The organism is Streptomyces sp. BI87, from assembly GCF_025957665.1.
Lineage (GTDB): Bacteria > Actinomycetota > Actinomycetes > Streptomycetales > Streptomycetaceae > Streptomyces > Streptomyces albidoflavus.
Window position 1 is genome coordinate 3,371,363 of sequence record NZ_CP110079.1, and the last position, 26,053, is coordinate 3,397,415.

General features: G+C 71.3%; 25 protein-coding genes and 1 tRNA gene. 10 read left to right on the forward strand and 16 right to left on the reverse strand.

The window, feature by feature from the left end:
* Positions 1–98: 98 nt before the first annotated feature.
* A complete protein-coding gene (locus tag OIM89_RS14825; protein WP_008413264.1) occupies positions 99–563 on the forward strand; it encodes an Lrp/AsnC family transcriptional regulator in 465 nt (154 codons plus the stop codon).
* A 167-nt stretch (positions 564–730) separates the two neighbouring features.
* Here OIM89_RS14825 and OIM89_RS14830 read toward each other — a convergent pair whose 3' ends face one another.
* From OIM89_RS14830 to OIM89_RS14865, 8 genes are all read right to left on the reverse strand, one after another.
* A complete protein-coding gene (locus OIM89_RS14830) occupies positions 731–1,450 on the reverse strand; it encodes a TetR/AcrR family transcriptional regulator (protein WP_264491342.1) in 720 nt (239 codons plus the stop codon).
* 116 nt (positions 1,451–1,566) lie between these two features.
* On the reverse strand, positions 1,567–2,352 hold the full coding sequence (locus OIM89_RS14835) for a TrmH family RNA methyltransferase (RefSeq protein WP_264491343.1): 786 nt from the start codon (positions 2,350–2,352) through the stop codon (positions 1,567–1,569).
* A gap of 10 nt (positions 2,353–2,362) precedes the next feature.
* The gene (locus OIM89_RS14840) at positions 2,363–3,580 is read right to left on the reverse strand and encodes an HTTM domain-containing protein (RefSeq protein WP_030696951.1); all 1,218 of its coding nucleotides are present in this window, start codon (positions 3,578–3,580) and stop codon (positions 2,363–2,365) included.
* Positions 3,577–4,590: a DUF5819 family protein gene (locus OIM89_RS14845; protein ID WP_264491344.1), complete on the reverse strand. Its 1,014-nt coding sequence runs from the start codon at positions 4,588–4,590 to the stop codon at positions 3,577–3,579. Before OIM89_RS14845 ends, OIM89_RS14840 begins: the two co-directional genes overlap by 4 nt.
* 109 nt (positions 4,591–4,699) lie before the next feature.
* The gene (locus OIM89_RS14850) at positions 4,700–5,047 is read right to left on the reverse strand and encodes a rhodanese-like domain-containing protein (protein ID WP_003949330.1); all 348 of its coding nucleotides are present in this window, start codon (positions 5,045–5,047) and stop codon (positions 4,700–4,702) included.
* A gap of 69 nt (positions 5,048–5,116) precedes the next feature.
* Positions 5,117–6,097 carry a J domain-containing protein gene (locus OIM89_RS14855; RefSeq protein WP_047466305.1) on the reverse strand — a complete coding sequence of 327 codons (981 nt, stop codon included), beginning with the start codon at positions 6,095–6,097 and terminating at the stop codon, positions 5,117–5,119.
* Positions 6,098–6,266: 169 nt separating this feature from the next.
* On the reverse strand, positions 6,267–7,754 hold the full coding sequence (locus tag OIM89_RS14860; protein ID WP_257381158.1) for a DUF2252 domain-containing protein: 1,488 nt from the start codon (positions 7,752–7,754) through the stop codon (positions 6,267–6,269).
* Positions 7,755–8,055: 301 nt separating this feature from the next.
* Positions 8,056–8,517: a winged helix-turn-helix transcriptional regulator gene (locus OIM89_RS14865; RefSeq protein ID WP_030699579.1), complete on the reverse strand. Its 462-nt coding sequence runs from the start codon at positions 8,515–8,517 to the stop codon at positions 8,056–8,058.
* A gap of 144 nt (positions 8,518–8,661) precedes the next feature.
* Here OIM89_RS14865 and OIM89_RS14870 point away from each other — a divergent pair, with 144 nt between their 5' ends.
* Positions 8,662–9,324, forward strand: a complete 663-nt coding sequence (locus OIM89_RS14870) for an FMN-dependent NADH-azoreductase (RefSeq protein ID WP_030699580.1) — start codon at positions 8,662–8,664, stop codon at positions 9,322–9,324.
* 374 nt (positions 9,325–9,698) lie between these two features.
* On the opposite strand, the gene OIM89_RS14875 is transcribed toward OIM89_RS14870, so the two are convergent.
* Positions 9,699–9,785, reverse strand: a tRNA-Leu gene (locus tag OIM89_RS14875).
* A gap of 594 nt (positions 9,786–10,379) precedes the next feature.
* Between OIM89_RS14875 and OIM89_RS14880 the strand changes: the two genes are divergently transcribed.
* The 6 genes from OIM89_RS14880 (at position 10,380) to pknB (ending at position 18,491) form a co-directional block, all read left to right on the forward strand.
* Positions 10,380–11,246: an FhaA domain-containing protein gene (locus tag OIM89_RS14880; protein WP_030699581.1), complete on the forward strand. Its 867-nt coding sequence runs from the start codon at positions 10,380–10,382 to the stop codon at positions 11,244–11,246.
* Between the two features lie 10 nt (positions 11,247–11,256).
* Complete coding sequence (locus OIM89_RS14885) at positions 11,257–11,772, forward strand: FHA domain-containing protein (protein WP_023418347.1); 516 nt, start codon at positions 11,257–11,259, stop codon at positions 11,770–11,772.
* Between the two features lie 144 nt (positions 11,773–11,916).
* Positions 11,917–13,401: a Stp1/IreP family PP2C-type Ser/Thr phosphatase gene (locus OIM89_RS14890; protein WP_030699582.1), complete on the forward strand. Its 1,485-nt coding sequence runs from the start codon at positions 11,917–11,919 to the stop codon at positions 13,399–13,401.
* Between the two features lie 26 nt (positions 13,402–13,427).
* The gene (locus tag OIM89_RS14895) at positions 13,428–14,852 is read left to right on the forward strand and encodes an FtsW/RodA/SpoVE family cell cycle protein (protein ID WP_030699583.1); all 1,425 of its coding nucleotides are present in this window, start codon (positions 13,428–13,430) and stop codon (positions 14,850–14,852) included.
* A complete protein-coding gene (locus OIM89_RS14900) occupies positions 14,849–16,309 on the forward strand; it encodes a peptidoglycan D,D-transpeptidase FtsI family protein (RefSeq protein ID WP_030699584.1) in 1,461 nt (486 codons plus the stop codon). Before OIM89_RS14895 ends, OIM89_RS14900 begins: the two co-directional genes overlap by 4 nt.
* A 193-nt stretch (positions 16,310–16,502) precedes the next feature.
* Positions 16,503–18,491, forward strand: coding sequence for a Stk1 family PASTA domain-containing Ser/Thr kinase (gene pknB / locus OIM89_RS14905; RefSeq protein ID WP_030699585.1), 1,989 nt, complete (start codon positions 16,503–16,505; stop codon positions 18,489–18,491).
* 102 nt (positions 18,492–18,593) lie between these two features.
* Here the strand turns inward: pknB and OIM89_RS14910 are convergent, their stop codons facing one another.
* The 5 genes from OIM89_RS14910 to OIM89_RS14930 form a co-directional block, all read right to left on the reverse strand.
* Positions 18,594–19,322, reverse strand: coding sequence for a class E sortase (locus tag OIM89_RS14910; RefSeq protein ID WP_030699586.1), 729 nt, complete (start codon positions 19,320–19,322; stop codon positions 18,594–18,596).
* A gap of 28 nt (positions 19,323–19,350) precedes the next feature.
* Positions 19,351–20,652 carry a class E sortase gene (locus OIM89_RS14915; protein WP_030699587.1) on the reverse strand — a complete coding sequence of 434 codons (1,302 nt, stop codon included), beginning with the start codon at positions 20,650–20,652 and terminating at the stop codon, positions 19,351–19,353.
* The gene (locus OIM89_RS14920) at positions 20,649–21,287 is read right to left on the reverse strand and encodes an aminodeoxychorismate/anthranilate synthase component II (protein ID WP_195730722.1); all 639 of its coding nucleotides are present in this window, start codon (positions 21,285–21,287) and stop codon (positions 20,649–20,651) included. The genes OIM89_RS14915 and OIM89_RS14920 overlap by 4 nt, the downstream gene beginning before the upstream one ends.
* Positions 21,284–21,460 (reverse strand): hypothetical protein, encoded by a 177-nt coding sequence (locus OIM89_RS14925; protein ID WP_003949345.1) that lies wholly within the window; start codon positions 21,458–21,460, stop codon positions 21,284–21,286. Before OIM89_RS14925 ends, OIM89_RS14920 begins: the two co-directional genes overlap by 4 nt.
* 244 nt (positions 21,461–21,704) lie before the next feature.
* Positions 21,705–22,487 (reverse strand): DUF881 domain-containing protein, encoded by a 783-nt coding sequence (locus OIM89_RS14930; protein ID WP_264491345.1) that lies wholly within the window; start codon positions 22,485–22,487, stop codon positions 21,705–21,707.
* 142 nt (positions 22,488–22,629) lie between these two features.
* Between OIM89_RS14930 and crgA the strand changes: the two genes are divergently transcribed.
* On the forward strand, positions 22,630–22,884 hold the full coding sequence (gene crgA, locus OIM89_RS14935) for a cell division protein CrgA (RefSeq protein ID WP_003949347.1): 255 nt from the start codon (positions 22,630–22,632) through the stop codon (positions 22,882–22,884).
* A 368-nt stretch (positions 22,885–23,252) separates the two neighbouring features.
* Here crgA and OIM89_RS14940 read toward each other — a convergent pair whose 3' ends face one another.
* Entirely contained in the window at positions 23,253–24,152 is a 900-nt protein-coding gene (locus tag OIM89_RS14940) for a rhomboid family intramembrane serine protease (RefSeq protein ID WP_030699589.1), read from the reverse strand.
* 144 nt (positions 24,153–24,296) lie between these two features.
* The gene (locus OIM89_RS14945) at positions 24,297–24,830 is read right to left on the reverse strand and encodes a peptidylprolyl isomerase (protein WP_030699590.1); all 534 of its coding nucleotides are present in this window, start codon (positions 24,828–24,830) and stop codon (positions 24,297–24,299) included.
* A 342-nt stretch (positions 24,831–25,172) separates the two neighbouring features.
* Here OIM89_RS14945 and OIM89_RS14950 point away from each other — a divergent pair, with 342 nt between their 5' ends.
* A complete protein-coding gene (locus OIM89_RS14950) occupies positions 25,173–25,901 on the forward strand; it encodes a DUF5324 family protein (RefSeq protein WP_030699591.1) in 729 nt (242 codons plus the stop codon).
* Positions 25,902–26,053: the final 152 nt, after the last annotated feature.

The following is a 26,053-nucleotide window of genomic DNA, read 5'->3' on the forward strand; positions in this document are numbered from 1 at the left end:
ACGGGCGGCCCCAGGATGTGGACGAACGGTTCTGCACGGCGCGGACCGGGCACAGGTCGTCCATAGGGCGGGCCCGCCGGGAGTGGGGAGCGATACGAATGGCCGAGCAGCCAGCACCTAGACCACTGGACGCCGTCGACAGGGACATCCTGCGACTGCTCCAGGCGGACGGCCGCGCCTCGATCCGGTCGGTGGCCGACACCGTCCACGTCTCCCGCGCCAACGCCTACGCCCGCATCAACCGCCTCATGGAGGACGGCGTCATCCGCGGGTTCGGCGCACGCGTCGACCACGAGCGCGCCGGGCAGGGAGCCTGCGCCTACATCACCCTGAAGATCGTCCAGAACTCCTGGCGCACCATCCGCGAGGAACTCCGCCGGCTCCCCGGCGCCGCCCACATCGCCCTGGTCAGCGGCGACTTCGACGTCCTCCTCATGATCCACGCCGCCGACAACCGCGCCCTGCGCGAACTCGTCCTCACCCGCCTCCAGTCCATCCCCGACGTCCTCTCGACCAGGACCCTCCTGGTCTTCGAGGAGGAGGAACTGTCACCGGAGGGGTGACGAACGTCCAGCCTCAGCCACCTTCAGCCCGGCCGGCACTTGAGGCCACATTCCCAGCCCGGCCGGCGCCTGAGGCCATTTGTGACCGGAGGCCGGAGGCGGCCCGCAGCTGCCCACTCACCCCGTGGCCCGACCGGCCGCCGAGGCCCCGCACCTCAAGGACGGCCTCAATCGCCTGCCGGGCCGGGGTTCGCTGCCCGCAGCCCCGAGAAGGCGATCCGCACCACCGCATCAGCGATCTCGGCCCCGCTCCCGAGTGGCCCCTCCTCGTAGGGCGACCCCCCGCCCCCCTGCCGGACCCCGTCCGGCCGATACCACTCGACCACCGAGTTGATCATCCCGAAGAGCAACCGCGTGGCCATGCGCACCTCCACGTCCCCGCGCAGCTCCCCCTCCTGGACGGCCGCCGAGAAGAGCCTGGCCACCCGGTGGTCGAACTCGCGGCGCCGCTCCAGCGCCCACCGCTCGGTGTCGGTGTTGCCCCGCACCCGCAGCAGCAGCGTCACGTAAGGGAGTTCGGCCACGAGCACCTCGACGGTCCGGCGCGTGACGTACTGGGCCCGCTCCAGCGGACGCCCGGTGACCGCGCCCTCCTCGTCCAGGACGGCGAAGAGCCCGTCGATGGCCCGGCTGACCGCCCACCTCAGCAACTCCTCCTTGGAGGAGACGTGGTGGTAGATCGAGGACTTGGAGATCCCCGCCGCCTGCGAGAGGTGCTCCATCGAGGTGCCGTCGTACCCGCGCTCGTTGAAGACGCGCACCGCCACCGAGAGGAGCGTCTGGGGCGTGTACGTGTCGCGCCCGCTCCGTGGGGCGCGCCCCGCGCCCCGCCCCCGCTGACCGGCCGTGGCCGCGCCCGGCGAGCCGCCGCCCTGGTGTGCTGTCATGCCCGCGATCCTCCCGTACGGATACCGGCGGCCCGGCAACGGGGTACACCCCGCCGAACCGACCGATCGTTCGGGCAATCTAACGCGATCCTCGCCCCACGGCCCACCCGGAACCCTCAGGCGGGCGCCGCCCCCGAGGCCGAGGCCCAGTGGAAGAGGGCCATGCCGACGCTGGTCGCCAGGTTGTAGCTGGAGACCTGGGGGCGCATCGGCAGGGCGACCAGCTGGTCGGCGCGGGCCCGCAGCTCCGCCGTCAGCCCGTGCCGCTCGGAGCCGAAGGCGAGCAGCGCGTCGTCCGGCAGGGTGAGCCCTCGGATGTCGGCCCCTTCCGGGTCCAGCGCGAAGAGCGGCCCGTCCGGCAGCTCCGGCACCTCCAGCGGCGCCACCGCCGTCGCGAAGTGCAACCCCGCGCCACCGCGCACCACCGTCGGATGCCAGGGATCGAGCGGCCCGGTCGTCACCACCCCGCTCGCCCCGAACCCCGCCGCGAGCCGCACCACGGCCCCCGCGTTGCCCAGATGACGCGGCCGGTCCAGCACGACCACCGGCGTCCGCCGCGCCCCGCGCAACGCCGCCTCGACCGCCACCGCCTCGGGCCGCTCCGCGAGCGCCGCCACCCCGGTCGGATGCGGCCGCGCCACCAGCCCGCGCAACGTCTCCGCGTCCACCTCCACCAGCAGCCCCGCCAGCACCCCTTCGAGGTCCGGCGCCAGCTCCGCCGCCAGCTCCAACGCCCCGGCCCGGTCGGCGCAGAGCGCCACCGGCACCACCGCGCCGAACCGGAGCGCGTGCTTCAGCGCGTGAAACCCCTCCAGCAGCACGTGCCGGGGCGCGCCCACGCTCCCGGAGCCCGCCTGGGGGCCCAGCCCCCGCCAGCGCTCCAGCGCCTCGTCCACGTCCATGGCGGGAAGCCTACGACGGCCGGACGGGCAGCTTCCGCGCCGGCCCGGCGGGCTCCTCTTCCCCGGGTACGCCGCCCGCGCCCCGCCCGGACACCGCGCGCGCCCGGCGCACCACCGCGTCGCGCGCCCTCGCGCACCGGCCGCCCGCCCACAGCAGGAAGACCGTCGGCAGGAAGACCGCGTCCGCCGCGATCATCGCCAGCGAGAAGAACGGCAGCCCCAGCAGCACCGCGATGGCCAGATGCTCGGCCATCATCAACGCCAGCAGCACGTTCTTCGCCCGCCGGTTGAGCAAGGCGAACGGGAACGCCACCTGCGTCAGCACCGTCCCGTACGTCACCACCAGCACCAGCAGACCCTGCCCGGCCAGCAATCCCGAGACCCCGGGCCACGGCGAGAACGACTCCAGCTGCAACGGGTAGTAGACCGCCGTGCCGTCCTGCCAGCGACTGCCCTGGATCTTGTACCAGCCGGCGGTCGCGTAGATCAGGCAGGTCTCCACCATGATCACCAACAGGGCCCCGTTGTGCACCAGATGGGCCACCACGTCGCTGAGCAGATACGCCTGCCCGTCCGGCGCCCGCCGGCCCAGCCACCACCACAACGCCTGCCCGGTCAGCAGCGTCCAGAAGAACACCAGCCAGCCCCAGCCGGCCACCCCGAGGACCGTCACCGCCGCCAGCGCCGCCGCGCACCCCGCCCACAGCACCGGCCCCGCCCGGTCCGCCCACGGCTCGTGCCCCGCCGCGCCGGAACGCGCCGCCCTGCGCGCGTCCAGCGACCAGACCTGGCCGCAGCGGGTCAGCACCAGGTAGATCGCGAGCAGGTGGATGACGTTGTCGCCGCCGTCGCCGACGAAGATGTTCCGGTTCTGGAGCGAGAGCACGCCGATCATGAACAGCACGGACATCGTCCGCGTCCGCCAGCCGACCAGCAGCAGCGCGCTCGCCGCTACCGCCAGCGCGTACACCGCCTCGAACCACAGCCGCCCGTCCGACCACATGAGCAGCGTGAACGCGTCGTTCCCCGCGATCAGACGCCGCGCCATCGACCAGCCCCACGGCCCGTCCGGCCCGTACAGCAACTGCCGGTGCGGGAACTCCCGCAGCAGGAACAGCAGCCACGTCCCCGCCACCCCGATCCGCACCGCCGCCGTCTGGTACGGGCCCAGCGACCGCGAGGTCACCAGCTGCACGCCCCGCGCACACCCCGCCAAGGACGCCTTCATCGCGCGCCCCCCTCACCGTCGCGCCGCAACTGGAGGCTCCCGCCGAGCGGAACGTCCGAATCCGTCACCGACCACCACTTCAGCTCGCGGTCGACCGGCTTCCGGCTCACCTTCTCGTCGCTCCACGGAGGCGGCGGCACCGGCGTCGTCCGCGAGCGCACCTGTATCCGGTCGATCACCCCGTCCCGCGTGCCGTCCAGCTCCGTCACGAGCCGCGCCAGCACGATCCGGCGCACGTACCGTTCGGAGAGGTCGCCGCGCACCCCGTTCGGCACCCCGGCGCTGTCGTGCGAGTTGACGTAGAAGTCCCAGCCCCGGCGGAGCAGGTTCTGCCGCGTGTGGCTCGGCAACGGGTCCCCGTCGATCGCCTCACCGTCCAGCGCCGACAGGTCCACCCAGCGGGTACGGTCCAGCGTCCCGTCCTCCGCCAGGATCTCGGCACGCGCCTGCACGGCGATGTTCTGCTGCAAGGGGTTGGGCGCGAACAGCTTCCAGTTCTGCTCGAACTCCGGATAGATGTAGTCGTCGACCGCCTGCCCGTGCTGCTTGGTCACCGTGTTGGCCGGCGCGACGTGCAGGAACACCATCAGCAGGTGCACCCCCACCCCCGCCGCCACCAACGCCAGCACCACAGCCGCCACCACCTGATTCCCCACCCGCAACGCCCCGATGCCGGGGCCCACGGCGCCCGGGGAGGCGGCGGGGGTCGGGGTGAGGGTGGGGGTCGGGGCGGGGCCCGCCACGGATTCGGGTACGGGGTCCGCCGCGCCGGGCGGGGGAGCGGGGCGGAAGCCGTCCCGAACCGGAACGGCACCGGCGAGACCCGGCGCGGAACCGAGGGTGTGCGCGGTCCGGCCGGTCGGCGGGGAAGGGTCGGGAACGGGCTCCGGGGAAGCCGCCCGCTGGCCGCCGATCCCCGGCCGCCGCGAAGGCGTACGGTCCTCGTCCCGCCCCCGCGCGTCCTCCTCGGGTTCCGCCTCCGCGTCCCCGGCGCCGCCGTATGCGTCCATCCGAACCGTCCCCGTTCACCGAACGGCGGCGCTCATGGGCCGCCCCGCGCAGAAACCGTACTCACGCACGGGCCGGGCCGCAGGGCCACGGAGGACTCCGGTGTCCGCCTCAGGCGACGAAGCCCGGCTGGCCCTTCTCGTCGACCAACGGACGGCCGGCGATCTCCCAGGCCCGCATGCCGCCCTCGACGTTCACCGCGTCGATCCCCTGCTGGCGCAGATACATCGTGACCTGCGCCGACCGGGCCCCGGACCGGCACACCACGTTGACCCGGCCGTCCTGCGGCGCCGCCTCGGTCAGCTCGCCGTACCGCTCGACGAAGGCGCTCATCGGGATGTGGAGCGCATCGGCGGCGTGGCCCGCGTTCCACTCGTCGTCCTCCCGGACGTCCAGCAGGAAGTCCTCGCCGGACAACGCTCCGACCTCGACCGTGGGTACCGCAGATCCGAAATGCATGACCCCGACGCTACCGGACGCCCTCCGCCCGGCCCGCGCCCCGCCGCGACCGGCCCGGACCGGCGCCGCTCACTCCAGCAGCGCGGCCAGCTCCCGCTCGCGCCCCGCGACCTCGGCGAGAAGCTGCTCGGCGATCTGGTCGAGCAGCCCGTCGGGGTCGTCCTGCGCCACCCGCAGCATCGAGCCGATGGCCCCGTCCTCCAGCCTCTTCGCGACCAGCGTCAGCATCTCCTTGCGCTCGGCCAGCCACTCCAGCCGCGCGTACAGCTCCTCGCTCCGGCTCGGCGGCTGCTCCTCGGAAGCCGGGCCCGCCTCCCACTCGGCCGTCAGCGCCCGCAACGCCTCCTCGTCACCGAGTGTGTACGCGTGGTTGACCCGGGCGATGAAGGCGTCCCGACGCGTCCGCTCGGCCTCGCCCTGCGCCAGGTCGGGGTGGGCCTTGCGGACCAGGTCCCGATAGAGCCGGCGGGCGTCGGCGCTGGGGCGCACCCGCTGCGGCGGACGCACCGGCTGATCGTTGAGCATGGCGGCGCCCTCGGGGGAGAGGCCCTCGGAGTCGATCCAGCCGTGGAACAGCTCCTCCACCCCCGGCATCGGCATGACCCGCGCCCTCGCCTCCCGCGCCAGCCGCAGATCCTCGGCGTCCCCGGTCCGCGCCGCCTTCGCCTCGGCGATCTGGGCATCCAGCTCGTCGAGCCGGGTGTACATCGGGCCGAGCTTCTGGTGATGCAGCCGGGAGAAGTTCTCGACCTCCACCCGGAAGGTCTCCACCGCGATCTCGAACTCGATCAACGCCTGCTCCGCGACCCGGACCGCCTTCTCCAGGCGCTCCTCGGGGCGGGGCGGGGGGGTGTGTTCGGGGGTGGGGGCGGTGTCGGGGGCCGGGGTGGCGGCGGAGGCCGCGTCGGCAGGGACCGCGTCGGCGGGGGCGGCGGGGCCGGCAGCGTCGGCGGGGGCTTCAGCGGCGGGCTTCGCTGCGGAGGGCACGCCCTGGGAAGGCTCTTCCGGGGCGGGGTCGGCGGGCAGAGATTCGGCTTCCGGGCTCGTCACCCGTCCAGCGTAGGCCCTTTCGGGGGAGGGGTGGCTTGGTGGTGGGGGTGGGGTGGGGTGGGGAGCTTGTCGGCGCAGGGCCGGGGGCTCCCCCCTCCCCCCTCCCCCTCGCCCTCCCTCCCCGCCTCCCACCCGCACTACCCCTCAGCCCACCCCACCCCCCGCTCCCCTAAACCCCCATCTCCGCCCCCACCCTCCCCGCCCGCACAGCCCCCACCAGCCCCGCGTGATCGGCCTCCGTCCGATCCGCATAGGCCACCGCGAACCCCGCCACCGCCTCGTCGAAAACCTCCGCCTTGCCGCAGTACCCCGCTATGTGCCGCGGATCAGCACTGTGGGCATGCGCCCTGGCAAGCAGCGCCCCGGTCATGCGCGCGTAGTCGTCCACCTGGTCCGCCGGAAGCGCAGCGGGGTCCACGCTCCCCTTGCGATTCCTGAACTGCCGGACCTGATAAGGCCGTTGATCAATCGATGTCCAACCCAGCAACACATCACTCACCACCTGCATCCGCTTCTGACCGAGCACCACCCGCCGCCCCTCGTGGCCAACCTCCGGAACAGGGAACCCCACCCGCCCCAGGTGCGCCCCCAGCACCGAGGGCCTGGCCTCCTTCACCTGGAGGACCAACGGCTCCCCCCGGTGGTCGAGAAGCAGCACGACGTACGACCGGGTACCGACACTCCCGGTACCGACCACGCGGAACGCCACGTCCTGTACGGCGTACCGGGCGAGCAGCGGGAGCCGGTCCTCCGGAAGGGTGCCCAGGTAGGGGCCGAGCGCGGCCGCGACCCGTGCGGCCTCGTCGTCGGGTATCTCGGTCAGGACGGGAGCCGCGCCGACGAAGCGGCGGCCGCCGTCGGCGGTGGCCTCGGTGGACCGGGCGGCGAAGCGGGCGCTGGTGTTGCGCCGGGCCTTCTCCGACACCCGGCCGAGGGTGCCGAGGAGGTCCTTGGCGTCGGCGTGCGAGACCAGTTCCTCGTCGGCCACCGCGTTCCACGCGTCCGCCACCGGCATCCTGGCCAGCAGCCGCATCGTCCGCCGGTAGGCGCCGGCCGCGTCCCGGGCTGCGTCCCGGCAGCCGGCCTCGTCCGTCCCGGCCTCCCGTCCGGCCAGCACCAGCGAGGTCGCCAGCCGCTTCAGGTCCCACTCCCAGGGGCCGTACGCCGTCTCGTCGAAGTCGTTGAGGTCCATGACGAGCCCGCCGCGGGCGTCGCCGTAGAGGCCGAAATTGCCGGCGTGCGCGTCTCCGCACAGGTGGGCACCGGCCCCGGTCACCGGGGTCCGTGCCAGGTCGTAGGCCATGAGGCCGGCCGCGCCGCGCAGGAAGGCGAAGGGGCTGGCCGCCATCCTGCCGACCCGGATCGGGGTCAGTGCGGGTAGGCGGCCCTGGTTGGACTCCTCGACGGCCGTCACCGGGCCGGGCCGGGCCGGGTCGATGACGAGGCTCGCATGGGCACGGCGCGGGACCCGTTCCCGCAGGGCCTTCCCGGCTCGGCGGGGATCGTCCCGCTCCGGCCTGCTCGCGAACCCGGCCACCCGGGGCAGCTTCGCGGCCCGCCCCATGGGCACCTCGCCCGCCCGTCCGCCGCCGGGCACCGTCGCCCTGCCCGGCCCGGCCGCCGCCTTCGGCGCCTGCTCCGTCACGGTCTGCGTCATCTGAACCTTCTCCCCCTTGAACCCGCACCCCTCGGGCACGCCCCGAAAGCCCCGCCCACACCCCGCCGGACAAGGCCCTGACCGCGAAACCGCCGCCCGCTCGTCGCGTACGGCCTGCCTCGCGAGAGCGACCGTACCGCCGTCGCAAGGGGCCCGCCGAGCCCTGTGGACAACCCCGGTTTGTGGACAACTCCGTCCCCCACACGAGTCACCGCAGCCCTACCCGCCCCACCGGCTCCCGATCCCGTCGGCCCCCGAACCCGCGACCCCACGACCTCACGCGCCACCAGGACTCAGACGGTCAGCAGCCCGCCCCCGGCTCGCCCACCACCCCGCCCAGCAGATGCTTCTCGCCCCAACATCGCAGGGCGGACAGGGCGGGGCCCAGTTCCGCGCCGGACTCGGTGAGCCGGTAGGAGACGCGCAGCGGCGGGCCCTCGCTCACCTCGCGCAGGACGAGGCCGGCCGCCGCCAGTTCGGTCAGGCGGTCGGAGAGCATCCGCTCGCTGATGCCGGGGACGGCCCGGCGCAGGTCGGCGAAGTGCACGGGCTGGGTCATGAGGACGGCGATGATCGGGCCGGTCCAGCGCTTGCCGAGCAGTTCGAAGACCCGGGTGATGCCCAGGTCGACCCTGCCGCAGGGCTCCGGCACGGGCGCGGTCTCCGTGCGTTCGCCCGCCTCGGCCTGGTTCCGCGCTCGGTCGTTCCCGGCGCCGCCGCTGCGCGCGCCGTCCGTTCCCGTGGCCTTGCCGTTGCCCGCCATACCTCTCAGGGTACTGGGACCGGGGAAGGGGGTGAAAAAAAGTAAGCTCCTGTGTTATCCATAGTCGCGTACTAAACAACAGGCAGGACCGGGCGCCATCGACGTCGCCAGGCCGGGCCCGCCTCAGCTCCCCAGGAGACCCCCATGGCCACGCTGCTCCACATCGACTCCGCCATCTCCCCGGCAGGCTCCGCCTCCCGCGAGGTCACCGCCGCCTTCGTCAAGGCCTGGACCGAGGCTCACCCGGACGGGAAGGTCGTCCACCGCGACCTCGGCGCCCACCCGGTGCCGCACCTCGACTTCACCGCGGTGTCGGCCGGGTTCTCCGACCCCTCCGAGCACACCGAGGAGCAGCGCGCGGCAGTCGCGCTCCGCGACGAGCTGGCCACCGAACTGGAGTCGGCGGACGCCGTGCTGATCGGCGCCCCCATGTACAACTTCACGATCCCCTCGACCCTCAAGGCCTGGCTCGACCAGGTGATCATCGTGGGCCGCACCGGCGGCGAGACGGGCACCGTGGCGGGCACGCCCATCACCGTGGTGGCCAGCCGTGGCGGCTCGTACGCCGAGGGGACCCCGCGCGAGAGCTTCGAGTTCGTCCAGAACTACCTGGAGAAGCTGGCGGTCGGCATGCTCGGCGCCGAGGTCGACTTCATCGTCCCGGAGCTGACGCTCGCCCCGGTCAACCCGGCGATGTCCGAGCTGATACCGCTCTTCGAGGCGTCCCGCGCCAAGGCCCTGGAGGAGGCCGGCGAGAAGGCCCGCGCCCTCGCCGCCCGCCTCACCGGGGCCGCAGCGACCGTCTGACGCCGCATCCGGCCCGTCCCGCGCCCCGGAGCACCCGCGCCCGCCACCGGCGGAGCCGACCGTTCCGGGGCGTGGGCGTTCCGCACCCCGGCCGAGAAGTCCGCCCCGTCCACCGGCAGCCGACCGCCCCTTGAGACAATCGTCACATCACACGAACCGCCGCCCCGGCCCACGGCGCGCCGCACCACCCCTACTGCACCGGCCACGCCCGCGCGCGAAGCACCACGCAGACACGGCACGACATCGCACAACACCGCGCCACCACCCGCACCACCCCCGCCAACAGGCGCACTCCCGGCGCCCCACCACCCCCCGGGCACAACGAAAACCGGGCCCCCACCAGAACTTTCGTCCTGATGGAGACCCGGTCTCCATGGTGCGCGAGGGGGGAGTTGAACCCCCACGCCCTTTCGGGCACTGGAACCTGAATCCAGCGCGTCTGCCTATTCCGCCACCCGCGCATTGGGTGTTGCCTTCCGGTCCGGCCCTGGTGGGCGCGGCGCCTTCCGACATGCAGAAGATTAGCACGGTGTTCCGGGTGGAATCACATCCCTTTCCCCGGGCCCGCCCGCGACCCGCCGAACCCCCGGAACGAGATCCTCCGCAGGGCCCTCCCCCGCTACCGCAGGACCGTTCCGCCCCGCCCTCTCCCCGCCCGGGCCCGGGAAACGGCGATTCGGCGCCGGCCGCTCCCGTCTCCGTCCCGTATACGCGACACTGAACAGGGAGAGCACCGGGAAGGCACGGTGCGCGGGTGGGAGCGCGCGACGCCAGGCCCGCCCGTGAGAGGGTCCGGACCGCGCCCGCGACGCGGGCGCCCGCCTCGCGGCGCCCGGGAGCGGGCGCCGGGACCCAGGACCCTGGCAAGGCCACCCGTGGCCGTGGCAGGGTCCCCCGGGAAGGTTGGCCCCGAGTCGTGAATCGGCGTGCACGGGGCATGTCTTGTGAGGGGCGACACTCGTGGGCGGGGCCGACAGGGGGAACCAGCCGATTTCCCGGCGCGTGGATACGATCAGTAAGCAGTACCAGGAAGCCAACGACGGAGGAGGTGCCCCATGGGAGTCCTGAAGCGTTTCGAGCAGCGTCTCGAGGGTTTGGTCAACGGCACCTTCGCCAAGGTCTTCAAGTCCGAGGTGCAGCCGGTCGAGATCGCCGGCGCGCTCCAGCGCGAGTGCGACAACAACGCGACGATCTGGAACCGCGACCGCACGGTCGTCCCCAACGACTTCATCGTCGAACTCTCCACCCCGGACTTCGAGCGGCTCAGCCCGTACTCGGGCCAGCTGGGCGACGAGTTGTCCGGCATGGTCCGCGACTACGCCAAGCAGCAGCGGTACTCCTTCATGGGCCCCATCAAGGTCCACCTGGAGAAGGCCGACGACCTCGACACGGGCCTGTACCGCGTCCGCAGCCGCACGCTGGCCTCCAGCACTTCCCAGACGCCGGGCGGCGCACCCGCCCCCGGCGGCCACGCGTACCCCCCGGCGCCCTCGCAGGGCGGCGGCCCGGCTCCCGCTCCCGGCCGCCCGCCGCAGGGCGGCTACGGCTACCCGCAGCCCCCGGCCTCCCCGCCTCCCATGCCGGCGGGACCTCCGCCCGGGACGCACGGCGGCGGCCTCTCGCAGGCCGGCGCGGCTTCCACCACGCGCCGCTGGATCGAGATCAACGGCAACCGCCACCAGATCTCCCGCTCCACCCTCGTACTCGGCCGCAGCACCGAGGCGGACGTGCGGATCGACGACCCCGGAGTCTCGCGCAGACACTGCGAGATCCGGACCGGTTCGCCCTCCACGGTCCAGGACCTCGGGTCCACCAACGGCATCGTGGTGGACGGACAGCACACCACCCGCGCTACGCTCCGCGACGGCTCGCGAATCGTCGTGGGCAACACCACCATCATTTACCGGCAAGCCGAAGGGTGAAGCGGGGGCAATGTCAGAGCTGACCCTGACGGTCATGCGGCTGGGTTTCCTGGCCGTTCTGTGGCTGTTCGTGATCGTGGCCGTCCAGGTCATCCGGAGCGACCTGTTCGGCACGCGCGTCACCCAGCGCGGAGCACGGCGGACCGCCGAAGCGCGTCCGCAGCAACAACGCCAGCAGGCCGCGCCGCCGCAGCAGCGCGCCCAGGGCGGATCGAGCCGCCAGCGGCGCGGGGCACCGACGAAGCTGGTGGTGTCCGAGGGGTCACTCACCGGCACCACCGTCGCCCTCCAGGGGCAGACGATCTCCCTCGGCCGCGCCCACGACTCCACGATCGTGCTGGACGACGACTACGCCTCCAGCAGGCATGCCAGGATCTACCCGGACCACGACGGCAAGTGGATCGTCGAGGACCTCGGGTCGACCAACGGCACCTACCTCGACCGGACCCGGCTCACCACCCCGACCCCGATTCCGCTGGGCGCACCGATCCGTATCGGCAAGACCGTCATCGAGCTGCGGAAGTAGTACGACAATGAGCGAGCGGAGCGAGCGGGCCGTCGTGATCCACCGTCAGGGTCCGATTCAGGAGGCGCTCCCGACCGGAGGGTGGGCAGTGTGGCTCGATCAGACCGGCTGTACCCGGAACCGTCGACAGGCGAGGTGCGGCGCATGAGCCTGTCACTGCGCTTCGCCGCGGGGTCGCACAAGGGCATGATCCGGGAGGGGAACGAGGACTCCGGTTACGCCGGCCCCCGTCTTCTCGCCATCGCCGACGGCATGGGCGGCCAGGCCGCGGGCGAGGTCGCCAGCTCCGAGGTCATCACCACCCTCGTGGAGCTCGACGACGAGATCCCCGGCTCCGACATCCTCACCTCGCTGGGCGCCGCCGTGCAGCGGGCCAACGACCAGCTCCGGGTGATGGTCGAGGAGGACCCGCAGCTGGAGGGGATGGGCACCACGCTCACCGCCCTGCTCTGGACCGGCCAGCGCCTGGGCCTCGTCCACGTCGGCGACTCCCGCGCGTACCTGCTGCGGGACGGCGTGCTCACGCAGATCACGCAGGACCACACCTGGGTGCAGCGCCTCGTCGACGAGGGGCGCATCACCGAGGAGGAGGCGACGACGCACCCGCAGCGTTCGCTGCTGATGCGCGCGCTGGGCAGCGGCGACCACGTCGAGCCGGACCTCTCCATCCGCGAGGTCCGCGCCGGCGACCGCTACCTGATCTGCTCCGACGGTCTCTCCGGCGTCGTCTCCCACCAGACGATGGAGGAGACCCTCGCCAGCTACCAGGGCCCGCAGGAGACCATCCAGGAGCTGATCCAGCTCGCCCTGCGCGGCGGCGGCCCGGACAACATCACCTGCATCGTCGCCGACGTCCTCGACGTCGACTCCAACGACACCCTCACCACCCAGCTCAACGACACCCCCGTGGTCGTCGGCGCGGTCGCGGAGAACCAGCACCAGCAGCAGGACAGCGGTGCGATGGAGACCCCGGCCGGCCGCGCGGCGGGCCTCGGCCGCAGGCCGTCGGCCCCCAGCGGCTCCTTCGGCCCGCCCGGCAGCGGCTCCTCCGCCGAGTACGCCCCGGAGAACTCCTTCGGCGCGTACGGCGACGGGGACTTCGAGAAGCCGCGGCGCGGGCGCGCCTGGCTGAAGCGGTCGTTCTACACGGTGCTGGTCCTCGCGGTCGTCGGCGGCGGCCTCTACGGCGGCTACCGCTGGACCCAGACCCAGTACTACGTGGGAACCAAGGACGACCACGTCGCCCTCTTCCAGGGCATCAACCAGGACCTGGCCTGGGTGTCGCTCTCCAAGGTCCACCGCGACCACCCCGAGATCGAACTCAAGTACCTCCCGCCCTACCAGCGCAAGCAGGTGGAGGCGACCATCGCCGAGGGCGGCATGGACGAGGCCAGGGAGAAGGTCGAGGAACTCGGCGTCCAGGCGTCCGCCTGCAAGAAGGACGCCGAGCGCCGCGCCGCCGCGCAGAAGCAGCAGGAGGAGGCGAAGCCCGGCAAGGGCGACTCCGACGCGGCCGGTGACCTCACCGACGACGCCAAGAGCAAGAACAAGTCCGATGCCACTCCCACGCCCGGCCCCAGCCTCTCGGAGGAAGAGCAGAAGCTGGTCCCGCTGTGCGGTAAGCAGTAAGCAGCCGTTGGGGGCCTTTTCACGCCATGAGCAGTAGTACGACACAGACTTCCACCATCGGGGCCATCGGTGCGCCGAGCCGCCGCAACACCGAACTAGCCCTTCTGGTGTTCGCGGTGGTCATCCCCGTGTTCGCGTACGTCAACGTGGGCCTCGCGATCAACGACGAGATCCCGACGGGCCTCATCGGCTACGGCATCGGCCTCGGCCTGCTGGCGGGCGTGGGCCACATCGTGGTGCGCCGCTTCGCGCCCTACGCCGACCCGCTGCTGCTCCCGCTGGCGACCCTCCTCAACGGCCTGGGCCTGGTGCTCATCTGGCGCCTGGACCAGTCGGAGCGACTCCAGCAGCTGGCGAAGAAGGCGTACGGCTCCTTCTCGGCCTCGGCGCCCAACCAGCTGATGTACTCCGCGATCGCCATCGCCTTCTTCGTGGCCGTGGTGGTCTTCCTCAAGGACCACCGCATCCTCCAGCGGTACACGTACATCTCCATGGTCGGCGCGATCATCCTGCTGCTGCTGCCGCTCGTGCCGGGACTCGGCGCGGACGTCTTCGGCGCCAAGATCTGGATCAACGTCGGCGGTTTCTCCATCCAGCCCGGTGAGTTCGCGAAGATCGTGATCGCGATCTTCTTCGCCGGATACCTGATGGTGAAGCGTGACGCGCTGGCGCTGGCCAGCCGCCGTTTCATGGGGCTCTACCTGCCGCGTGGCCGCGACCTCGGCCCGATCCTGATGATCTGGGCGGTCAGCCTCCTCGTCCTCATCTTCGAGAACGACCTCGGTACCTCGCTGCTCTTCTTCGGCATGTTCGTGATCATGCTGTACGTGGCGACCGAGCGGACCAGCTGGATCGTCATCGGCCTGGGCATGGCGGCGGCCGGCGCCGTCGGCGTCGCCTCCTTCGCCTCGCACGTGCAGGCCCGCGTCAACGCCTGGCTCGATCCCTTCAGCTGCTACGCCGACTCCGGCGCGTGCGAGCAGATCGGCCAGTCGGTCATGTCGTTCGGCTCGGGCGGCGTCCTCGGCACCGGCCTCGGCCAGGGCGACTCCGACCTCATCGGCTTCGCCGCCAACTCCGACTTCATCTTCTCCACCGTCGGCGAGGAACTCGGACTGGCCGGCGTCATGGCCTTCTTCCTTCTCTACGCGCTGATCATCGAGCGGGGTGCCCGCACCGCGCTGGCCGCCCGTGACCCCTTCGGCAAGCTCTTCGCCATCGGCCTGACCGGCGCCTTCGCCCTCCAGGTCTTCGTGGTCGCCGGCGGCGTGATGGGGCTCATCCCGCTGACCGGTATGACCATGCCGTTCCTCGCGTACGGTGGTTCGTCGGTGCTCGCCAACTGGGCGCTGGTCGCCATCCTGATCCGCATCAGTGACACCGCCCGCCGTCCCGCCCCGGCGCCGGCTCCTTCCCCCGACGCCGAGATGACCCAGGTGGTGCGCCCGTGAACAAGCCCCTGCGCCGGATCGCGATCTTCTGCGGTCTGCTGGTCCTCGCCCTGCTGGTGCGGGCCAACTGGATCCAGTACGTGAAGGCCGACGAACTGGCCACGCACGAGAAGAACCGCCGCGTCTCCATCGAGCGGTACGCCCAGCCGCGCGGCGACATCATCGTCGACGGCAAGTCCATCACCGGCTCCAAGGCCACCGAGGGCACCGACTACGAGTACAAGCGCACCTACAAGAACGGCGAGATGTGGGCCCCCGTCACCGGGTACGCCTCGCAGCTCGTGGGCGCCTCGCAGATCGAGAACCTCGAGGACGGCATCCTCACCGGCAACGACGACCGCCTCTTCTTCCGCCGCACGCTGGACATGCTGACCGGCAAGAAGAAGGAGGGCGGCAACGTCGTCACGACGCTCAGCGAGAGCGCCCAGAAGGCGGCGTTCGAGGGGCTCGGCGACCGCAAGGGCGCCGTCGCCGCGCTCGACCCGTCGACCGGCGCGATCCTCGCCCTGGCCTCCACCCCGTCCTACGACCCCGGAGTCTTCGCCGGGATCACCAACAAGGACGGCGAGGAGTTCTCCAAGCTCGACAAGGACAAGGACAAGCCGCTCGTCAACCGCGCGCTGCGCGAGACGTACCCGCCCGGCTCGACCTTCAAGGTCCTCACGGCGGCGGCCGCCCTGGAGCACGGGCTGGTCACCGACATCGACGCGAAGACCAAGACGCCGCTCCCGTGGATCATGCCGGGCACCACGACGCCGCTGAAGAACGAGGGCAACATCCCCTGCGAGGACGCCACCCTCCGGAACGCACTGCGGGTCTCCTGCAACACCGTCTTCGGCAAGATCGGCTCCGATCTCGGCAAGGACAAGATGCTGGAGACGGCGGAGAAGTTCGGCTTCAACGAGGAGCAGTTCACGCCCGTCCGCTCCAACGCCTCGGTGTTCCCGAAGGAGATGGACAGGGCGCAGACCGCGCTCTCCTCCATCGGCCAGTTCGAGACCGCCGCCACCCCGCTCCAGATGGCCATGGTCACCTCGGCCATCGCCAACGACGGTGTCCTCATGGAGCCGTACATGGTGAGCCAGTTGCAGGCCCCGGGCCTCGACACCATCGAGACGCACGAGCCGAAGAAGATGAGCGAGCCGCTCTCCAAGGAGAACGCGCAGAAACTCCAGCAGATGATGGAGACGGTCGTCAACGACGGCACGGGCTCCAACGCGCGCATCCCGGGCGTCACCGTCGGCGGCAAGACCGGTACCGCACAGCACGGTGTCGACAACAGCGAGAAGCCGTACGCCTGGTTCATCTCCTACGCCAAGACGGCCGAGGGCTCGCCGGTGGCGGTCGCGGTGGTCGTCGAGGACGGCAGCGCCAACCGTGACGACATCTCGGGTGGCGGCCTCGCCGCGCCCATCGCCAAGTCCGTCATGGAGGCGGTCGTGAACAACAAGAAGTGAGCCCGCGGCCGGCTAGGAACCCCGTCACGGTCCGGAAGTTGTGGATCTTCACGCGCGGGGATACCGGTCAGGTATCAGCTCACGTCCAGGGCCGGACCGGCCTGTGCGGGGCGGGTACCGTATGGCCGGGCAGCACACCGCCGGACCACACACGGGTGCGGTCGGGACCGACGGAGAGAGCTGGTAGGTAGCTATGGAAGAGCCGCGTCGCCTGGGCGGCCGGTACGAGCTGGGCTCGGTGCTCGGCCGTGGTGGCATGGCCGAGGTGTACCTCGCCCACGACACGCGTCTCGGCCGGACCGTCGCCGTGAAGACGCTCCGGGCCGACCTCGCCCGCGACCCGTCCTTCCAGGCCCGGTTCCGCCGTGAGGCCCAGTCGGCCGCCTCTCTCAACCACCCGGCGATCGTCGCCGTCTACGACACCGGCGAGGACTACGTCGACGGGGTCTCGATCCCGTACATCGTCATGGAGTACGTCGACGGCTCCACCCTCCGTGAACTGCTGCACTCCGGCCGCAAGCTGCTGCCGGAGCGCTCCATGGAGATGACGATCGGCATCCTCCAGGCGCTGGAGTACTCGCACCGGGCCGGCATCGTCCACCGTGACATCAAGCCGGCCAACGTGATGCTGACCCGCAACGGCCAGGTCAAGGTCATGGACTTCGGCATCGCGCGGGCCATGGGCGACTCCGGCATGACGATGACGCAGACCTCGGCTGTCATCGGCACCGCCCAGTACCTCTCCCCGGAGCAGGCCAAGGGCGAGCAGGTCGACGCCCGTTCCGACCTGTACTCCACGGGCTGCCTGCTCTACGAGCTGCTCACCGTCCGCCCGCCCTTCGTCGGGGACTCCCCGGTCGCCGTCGCCTACCAGCACGTGCGGGAAGAGGCCCAGGCGCCGAGCGTCTTCGATCCCGAGATCACGCCCGAGATGGACGCGATCGTCCTGAAGGCCCTGGTCAAGGACCCGGACTACCGCTACCAGTCGGCCGACGAGATGCGGGCCGACATCGAGGCGTGCCTCGACGGCCAGCCGGTCGGCGCCACCGCCGCCATGGGCGCGGTCGGCTACGGCGGCTACCCGGACGACCAGCCGACCACGGCGATGCGCCCGCAGGACGGCGCCGCGCCCACCTCCATGCTCCCGCCGGTCCACCCGGACGACGGCGGCTACGGCTACGACGACCGGCCGGGGCGCCGGCGCCAGCAGCCGAAGAAGAACACCAACACCTCGACCATCCTGCTGATCGCCGCGGGCATCCTGGTGCTGATCGGCGCCATCTTCATCGGGAAGTCGCTCTTCGGCGGCAACGGGGGCGACAACAAGGTCTCCGTCCCCAACCTCGTCGGGAGCACCCTCTCCGAGGCCAAGAAGAAGGCCGGCAACGTCGATCTGGAGCTGAACATCTCCGCCCGCGAGGAGTGCGAGGACCAGCCCGCCAAGCACATCTGCAGCCAGGACCCCGAACCGGGCGGCGGCGACGGCGCCAAGGTCGAGCGTGGCAGCACGGTCAGTGTCGTCGTCTCCACCGGCGCCCCGAAGATCACGGTCCCGGACGTCCAGGGGCTCTCCTTCGAGAAGGCCGAGGAGCAGCTCAAGGCGAAGGGCTTCACCGACATCGAGCAGAAGGCCGAGGAGTCGGACCAGACGCCCGGCACGGTGATCGGCCAGGACCCCGACCGGGACTCCGAGGTCGAGAAGGGCACCACGATCACACTGACCGTCGCCAAGGAGAAGGCGATGACGGCGGTGCCGGACGTGAGCGGCAAGACCTGTGAGGAGGCCACCTCGCAGCTGGAGGGCAGCGACCTCAAGGCCAACTGCGTCGAGGAGGAGAACGAGGCGGAAGCCGGCAAGGTCTTCTCCCAGACCCCCGCGCCCCAGGCTCAGGTCCAGCCGGGCTCCACGGTCACCCTGAAGATCGCCAAGGCGGCCGAGAAGGTCAAGGTTCCGGGCGGTCTGCGCGGCCAGAAGCTCGGCGACGTGAAGAAGGCCCTGACCGACGCGGGCCTGGCGGTCGGCAACATCTCCGGCTCGCCCGACGACAACGCGCTCGTCGCCGCGCTGGACCCGGGTGAGGACGCCGAGGTCCCGAAGGGCACCGCGGTCAACCTGACCACGGTCGGCCCGCCCGGCGAGGACGGCGGCGGCATCTTCGGCGGCGGCCGCGGCCGGGACTGACCCTCCCGCACGACCGGCACGAACACGCGAAGCCCCGGCACCGGATGATCGGTGCCGGGGCTTCGTGGTGGGTGGGGGCGGGAGGGAGTGGCCCGCCCGGGGCTAGCCCAGTTCGGCCGGTGGGGTGCGCTGGTTGTCGACCTTCTCGACGCGGTCCAGTTCGCCCCAGACGATGTAGCGGTAGTCCGAGGTGTACACCGGCGTGCAGGTGGTGAGGGTGATGTACCGGCCGGGCTTCTTGGCGCCGGACTCCTTCGGGACGGCGTCCAGGACCTCCACGTTGTACTTCGAGGTCTCGGGGAGGATCGCGAACGTCTTGTAGACGTACCAGGAGTCCTTCGTCTCGAAGACGATCGGGTCGCCCTTCTTGATCTTGTCGATGTTGTGGAACTTGGCTCCGTGGCCGTCGCGGTGGGCCGCCAGGGTGAAGTTGCCCTTGTCGTCGGAGGGGAGCGCCGACTTCACCGGGTCCGTGTAGTAGCCGGCGACGCCCTTGTTGAGGATGGAGCCCTCGGTGCCCTTCTTGACGAGCACCTCGCCGTTCTTCATCGCCGGGACGTGCAGGAAGCCCACGCCGTCCTTGGTGTCGAGCGCCCCGGGGCCGCCCGCCCAGCGGTCGCGGACCGCGTCACCCTGCTTGCCGGCCTCGCGGTCGGCGACGACGTTGGTCCACCAGAGCGAGTAGACGACGAAGAGGCCGAGGACGACGCCCGCGGTGATCAGCAGCTCGCCGAAGACCCCGACCGTGGTCGCGATGATGCCGCGCTTGCGTCTGCGCGGTGCGGTGACGGACTCCTCGTCCGTCCTGTCCTGCGTCTTCGTCGCTGCCACTGGCCCTGCCCCGTCCGTCCGGTCCGACTCAATCGACGAGCGCATCGGGCTTGCCCTTGCTGCGCGGCCGTTCCTCGACCATCTTGCCCCAGACGATCATCCGATACGTACTGGTGAATTCCGGAGTGCAGGTGGTGAGCGTGAGGTACCGGCCCGGCTCGGTGAACCCCGATCCGGCGGGCACGGGGTCGATGACGGCCGTGTTGGACGGGGGAGTCTGCGGCAGGATGCTCGCCATCTCGTACACGTAGTAGGTGTCCTGGGTCTCCACCACGATCGGGTCGCCCGGTGTGAGCCGATTGATGTACCGGAAGGGTTCGCCGTGGGTGTTCCGGTGGCCCGCGACGGCGAAGTTGCCCTCCTTCGCGCTGGGCAGGGCCGTCTTCAGGGCGCCCTCGGCGTAGTGGCCCGCCATGCCGCGGTCGAGGACGCGCTGCTTGTCGATGCCGGAGGCGACCGGGACGACGACGTCCAGCTTCGGGATGTGCAGGATGGCGAAGCCCTGGCCGGCCTGGAACGCCCCCGGCTTCCGCTTCCCCTGCTCCCAGTCCTGCTGGAGGTGGTGGGCGGCGCCGTCGGCCTGCTGCTGGGCGCGGACGTTGGTCCACCAGAGCTGGTAGGTGACGAAGAGCAGCATCAGGACGCCGATGGTGATGAAGAGCTCGCCGACCGCCCGGCTGGCGAGGGTGGCGGCGCTCGGCTTCCGGGCCCGCTCGGCCCGGCGCGCCTCGACGCGGGTGCGTGGGCGCTCCGGGGGCTCGCTGTCGCCGCCCGGGGTTCCGGACGCCCCGGGGGCGGGCGCTCCGGCGCGGCGGCGGCCCGTGCCGCGGCGTCCGCCCGGCCTGGCGTTCCGCTTGGCCGCCTTCCGCCGGGCCGCCCGGCCGCCCTCGGTGCCGGGGGCGGCGGTGGTGGCGGGCGGGGTCTCGTCGCGTTCCTCGCCTGTTCGGGCGGGGTCGGCCGTCCGGAGCGCCATCGTCTCGTCGTCCCGGGGAGCCTCCGGGACGGGGCTGTACGGCTCTTCGGCGGCTTCCGGCGCCGGGTAGGGCTCCGGGGAGGCGGTCCATCCGGGACCGCCGTCGTACGGGAGGTGCCCGGCGTAGGCGTCGTCCTGCGGGGGCGCCGCGTACGCGTCGGCGGGAAGCTGCGCGTACGGGTCGGCAGGGGGCGGCGGGGGCGCGGGGAGGTCGTGGCCCTGGCCTTGCTGCGGGGGCTGCTCGGCGCGGAACCACGGGGAGCTGTGGCCGCCGGCCAGCACGTCGGGGAGCGGGTCCGTGAGCGGGTCGACCGGCCCCCCGGCGGCCGTCTCGCGCTCGGGCCGCAGCGCGGTCACTCCGTGGCCTTGCCCACCACCGGCGCGAGCCCCCTCGACCGGCCGACGGCCCCGGCGTCCCCGCACTCCGCCAGCCAGTTGGCGAGCATGAGGTGCCCGTGCTCGGTGAGGACCGATTCGGGGTGGAACTGGACGCCCTCGACGGGCAGTTCCCGGTGGCGCACGCCCATGATGACGCCGTCGGCGGTGCGGGCGGTGACCTCCAGCTCCTCGGGCACGCGCTGGGGTTCCGCCGCCAGCGAGTGGTACCGGGTGGCGATGAAGGGCGAGGGGAGCCCCTCGAAGACCCCGCGGCCCTCGTGGAAGACCGGGGAGGTCTTGCCGTGGAGCAGTTCCGGCGCCCGGTCCACCACGCCGCCGTAGGCGACCGCCATCGACTGCATGCCGAGGCAGACGCCGAAGACGGGGACGCCGGTCTCCGCGCAGTGGCGGACCATCTCGATGCAGACGCCCGCCTGCTCGGGGGCGCCGGGGCCGGGCGAGAGGAGGACGCCGTCGAAGCCGTCCTGGGCGTGGGAGGTCCGCACCTCGTCGTTCCGCACGACCTCGCACTCGGCACCGAGCTGGTAGAGGTACTGGACGAGGTTGAAGACGAAGCTGTCGTAGTTGTCGACGACCAGGATGCGTGCGCTCATCGGTGGGCTCCCTGGGCGTCGTCCACGGTCACGTCGTTGAAGGGGAGCAGGGGCTCGGCCCACGGAAAGACGTACTCGAAGAGCGCGTAGACCACAGCGAGGGCGAGAATCAGAGAGATGAACGCCCTCACCCAGGCATTGCCCGGCAGATGCCGCCAGATCCAGCCGTACATGCCGTCCCCACTTGTCCTGCCGCGCGCGATGGTTGACCGCTGGGCATACCGACTCACGTAGTTGCAGCACCAGACTAAAGGGATCAGCCGTCTCCCCGGGTCGTCCCGGCGGATTGCGGGACTCGCCACATCGCCGGGTGGGGGCGGGGCACTGATGTTTCACGTGAAACGGGGGATGTTTCACGTGAAACCACCACGATGTTTCACGTGAAACATCGAGCGGGCTCCGGTCGGGAGCCTTGATTCAGGAGGCCGGCTTCGCGTAGTGCAGGTCGACGGTGCCGGAGTAGCCGTCGAGCTTGGCCTTCCCGGCGTCCTCGACCTTCCAGCCGAGGCCGTAGGCGTTGACGTAGAGCATGTAGTTCTGGATCTCGGGGGACTCGGCGAGCGCCTGCTTGAGCTTCTCCTGGTCCCCCACGGCGGTGACGTTGTACGGCGGCGAGTAGACGCGGCCCTGGAGGATCAGGGTGTTGCCGACGCAGCGGACCGCGCTGGTGGAGATCAGCCGCTGACCCATGACCTCGATGCCCTTGGCGCCGCCCTTCCAGAGGGCGTTCACCACGGCTTGCAGGTCCTGCTGGTGGATCACCAGGTCGTTCGGGTGGGGCTCGGGGTAGCCGGGGAGCTTGGCGGTGGCGTCGGGCGGGGCGTCGTCCAGGGTGACGGAGACGGAGGGGCCGGAGATCGGCTTGGTCCCGGCGGACTTCTCCAGAGCGCCGAGTTTCGCGTCCTCGGCCTCGGTGCTGCCGTCGTCCCGCTCCGCGAGCGCTTCGACCTTCTTGCGCAGCGCGCTGTTGGCCTCGTCCAGCTCGCCGTTCTTGTGGCTGCGGTCCCGGATGAGGTCCGAGAGCTTCAGCAGCGCGGTGTCGGTGCGGATGTTGGTCCCGCGCGCCGTGTTGAAGCTGGTCACGAAGATCAGACCGGCCAGCGCGAAGACGCCCACGGTGAGAAGACGCACGGGACGCCATCGGAATCGCCCACGGTCAGGACTGGAGTCCGCGTGGGGTGAGTCGGCAGAATTGCTCAACGTACCCTTGCTCTCCTTCGGCACCACGGAAGCACTACGCTAACGGACGGCCGGGGGAGACCACACCGCCCCGGGCCGTCCGCCCGGAGCCAGCCCCCGTCCCCCTGCGCGGCCACGCAGCGCATCGACAGGAGAGACCCTCGTGCCGAAGTCACGTATCCGCAAGAAGGCTGATTACACGCCGCCCCCGGCGAAGCAGTCCACCGAGATAAAGCTGACCAGTCGCAGCTGGGTGGCACCGGTGATGCTCGCCCTGTTCCTGATCGGCCTGGCGTGGATCGTCGTCTTCTACCTCACGGACGGCAGCCTGCCGATCGACGCCTTCGGCAACTGGAACATCGTCATCGGCTTCGGCTTCATCGCGGCCGGCTTCGGCGTCTCCACGCAGTGGAAGTAACCGCCCGGCCCGCAGCACGTCCGGCCAGCTGAGGCAAGCCCTGCCCCAAGCTATCCACTGGGTTATCCACACCTGGGGAAAAGGTCGGAAGATCTGTGGATAACTCATCTGCGGTTGACGCCGATATGACCGGCCGCCGGTGCGTAGGACCTCTGTTCGCCCCTTGCCCCTCCTGGAAACCACCAGGTCAGAGGCGAGGGGCGGACGCGTTCCGCACCCCGTGCACAAGATCCGGCACAGACTGTGGATAACCTTCGAATCGTGATTCGAACATGTGTACAACTACGGCGTGTGGCTCCCCCGGACGGGTTGTGCATACCACGATGTGCACAACCGGCCGCAGCTTCTGCTACAAGCGGCCGTACGCGTCAGGTGAGCGCCATCGTCCGGACGACGATCATGACCAGGACGGCGACCAGGACCGCACCGCAGGTCCCCCACTGGACCAGTGCCCGCCGCCCGCGCGGCGCGTGGACCATGGCGTAGCCGATGATCGCGCCCGCGACCAGGCCGCCGACGTGCGCCTCCCAGGCGATCCGCGGCGCCAGCACCGTGAAGACGAGATTCAGCGCGACCAGCACCAGGACGGGACGCAGGTCCTGGTTGAGGCGCCGCATCAGGACCACGGTGGCGCCCATCAGCCCGAAGACCGCACCGGAGGCGCCGAGCGAGGGCTGCTGAGGAGCGGCGATGACGTAGGTGAGCGCGCCGCCGGCCAGACCGGAGATCAGATAGAGCGCCAGGTAGCGGACGCGCCCGAGGGCTGCCTCCAGCGGTCCCCCGAGCCACCAGAGCAGGAGCATGTTGGAGGCGAAGTGCAGGAACTCCTGGTGGGCGAAGACCGAGGTGATCAGCCGGTACCACTCGCCGGCCGCCACCCCCATGACCGGTTCCCAGCCGAACTCCGGCGGCGGAAAGGCGCCGACCAGCATCAGGTGCGCCACGAACTCGTCGCCCAGCACCAGGACGGCGACGAAGACGGCAGCGTTGATCCCCAGCAGGATCTTGGTGAGCAGCCGGGGGTCGGCCGTGACGGTGCCGCCGGCGATGGTGCGCGGCGCGTTCACCGCGGAGGAGCCGGTGCCCGAGCCGCCGCGGACGCAGTCGGGGCACTGGAAGCCGACCGAGGCGCTGACCATGCACTCCGGGCAGATGGGCCGCTCACAGCGGACGCAGCTGATCCCGGTCTCGCGGTCCGGGTGCCGGTAGCAGCCCGGCAGGCCGCGGGCGTCGCGCGCGCCAGGCGCTCCGGATGGGCCCTGATCCATAGGATCTCTTCCCCTCACAACGTTCCTCGTACGGCGTCCCGGACCGCGCGGTCAACGCGCCGCCCCGCCCATCCTCTGTACGGATGGGCGGGGCGGAAAGGTTCCCCGCGCGAATTCACCGGCGGGCGGTGAATCGTCGGGGGATCAGCCCTCGCGGTTCTCCACCACGACCGACTCGATGACCACGTCCTTGACGGGACGGTCGGTGCGCGGGTTGGTCTGGGTGGAGGCGATCTCGTCCACGACCTTCTGGCTCGCCGGGTCCTCGACCTCACCGAAGATGGTGTGCTTGCCGGTCAGCCAGGCGGTCGGCGCAACGGTGATGAAGAACTGCGAGCCGTTGGTGCCCGGGCCGGCGTTGGCCATGGCCAGCAGGTAGGGCTTGTTGAAGGCGAGGTCCGGGTGGAACTCGTCGGCGAACTGGTAGCCGGGGCCACCGGTGCCGTTGCCCAGCGGGTCGCCGCCCTGGAGCATGAAGCCGCTGATCACGCGGTGGAAGACCGTGCCGTCGTACAGCTTGTCGGACGTCTTCTGGCCGTTTTCCGGGTTCGTCCACTCCTGCTCACCGGTGGCGAGCCCGACGAAGTTCTTGACCGTCTTCGGCGCGTGGTTCGGGAAGAGCCGCACCTCGATGTTGCCGTGGTTGGTCTTCAGGGTGGCGTAAAGCTGCTCAGCCACGATCTGCCTTCCGTTGTCCTCTGTGACGCACCGATCCTCGCACGGACCGGACGGGCCGGGCACTTCACTCCCCCGATTCGGACGATTACCTCCCAGGGGCACCCCGTATGCGGCAACACCCCCCAGGAGTGGCCCGCCGGAGAGCGGGCACGCGCGGTGGGGAGGGCCGCCGCGAGCAACCGATCGCGGCACAGCATGACCCGGATGCCCGTCCCTGTGTGCTGTGGGCCCTGAGGCAAGGCATCATCGCGAAAAGGGTGGAAAGGCGAGCTATTCGGTGAACTATTCGCCTTCTGGGGCATACCCCAGGCACTCACATACGCCACCGAGGAGGAGGAACCCGTGACCCGCATCGACAGCGTGCGCGCCGCGACCGGCTCGGCGAAGGAGAGCGCGCGGCACGCCGCGGAGGCGGTGGCTCCCTACGCCGAAACAGCCAAGGAACGCGCCGCCCACCTCAGCCATGAGGCCCGCGTCCGGCTCGCACCCAAGGTCTCGCTGGCCGCCGCCCAGGCAGCCGACCAGGCCCGTCTCCGCTACGACGCCCACCTGGCGCCGCACGTGGAGCACGCTCTCGCCCATGTCCCGCCCAAGGTTGACGAGGTCGCGCACAAGGCGGCCGTGCACACCCGGCGTGCCGCCCACCAGGCCGCTGCCTACTCCCGGCCGCGGCTGGAGCAGGCCGTGGCCGCCGCCCAGCCCGCCCGCGAGGAGGCGGCCGCCCGGTCCGCCGCCGCGCTGGCCGCCCTGCGCGGCCAGGTGAGCGCCCAGCAGATCGAGAAGCTGGCCCGTAAGCAGCAGCGCCGGGGCCGTGGCAAGCGGTTCGCCGTCTCGCTCCTGGTGCTCGGGGCCGTGTCGGGCGCCGCGATCGCCGCCTGGAAGTGGTGGGACAAGCAGGCCAACCCGGACTGGCTGGTGGAGCCTCCGGCACCCACCGAGGTCCCGGACGGCCCCCCGCTCACCTCCGTGGACGGCACGGGCCAGGGCCTCCTCGACCCCGAGGTACGCGCCAAGCAGGCCGACGCCGAGGCGGACAGCCTGGACGAGGAGGGCGGGTCGAGGTCGGCCTGACCCGACTGGCCGGCCCAGGGCTTCCCGCGAGGCCGGCTCCGTGAGGGCGGGGTCCGAAGAACACCTTCGGACCCCGCCCTCACGGCTGCGCCGTACTGCGCGTCCGGGGCGATGTTTCACGTGAAACATCGCCCGACGTATCGCCCCGACGC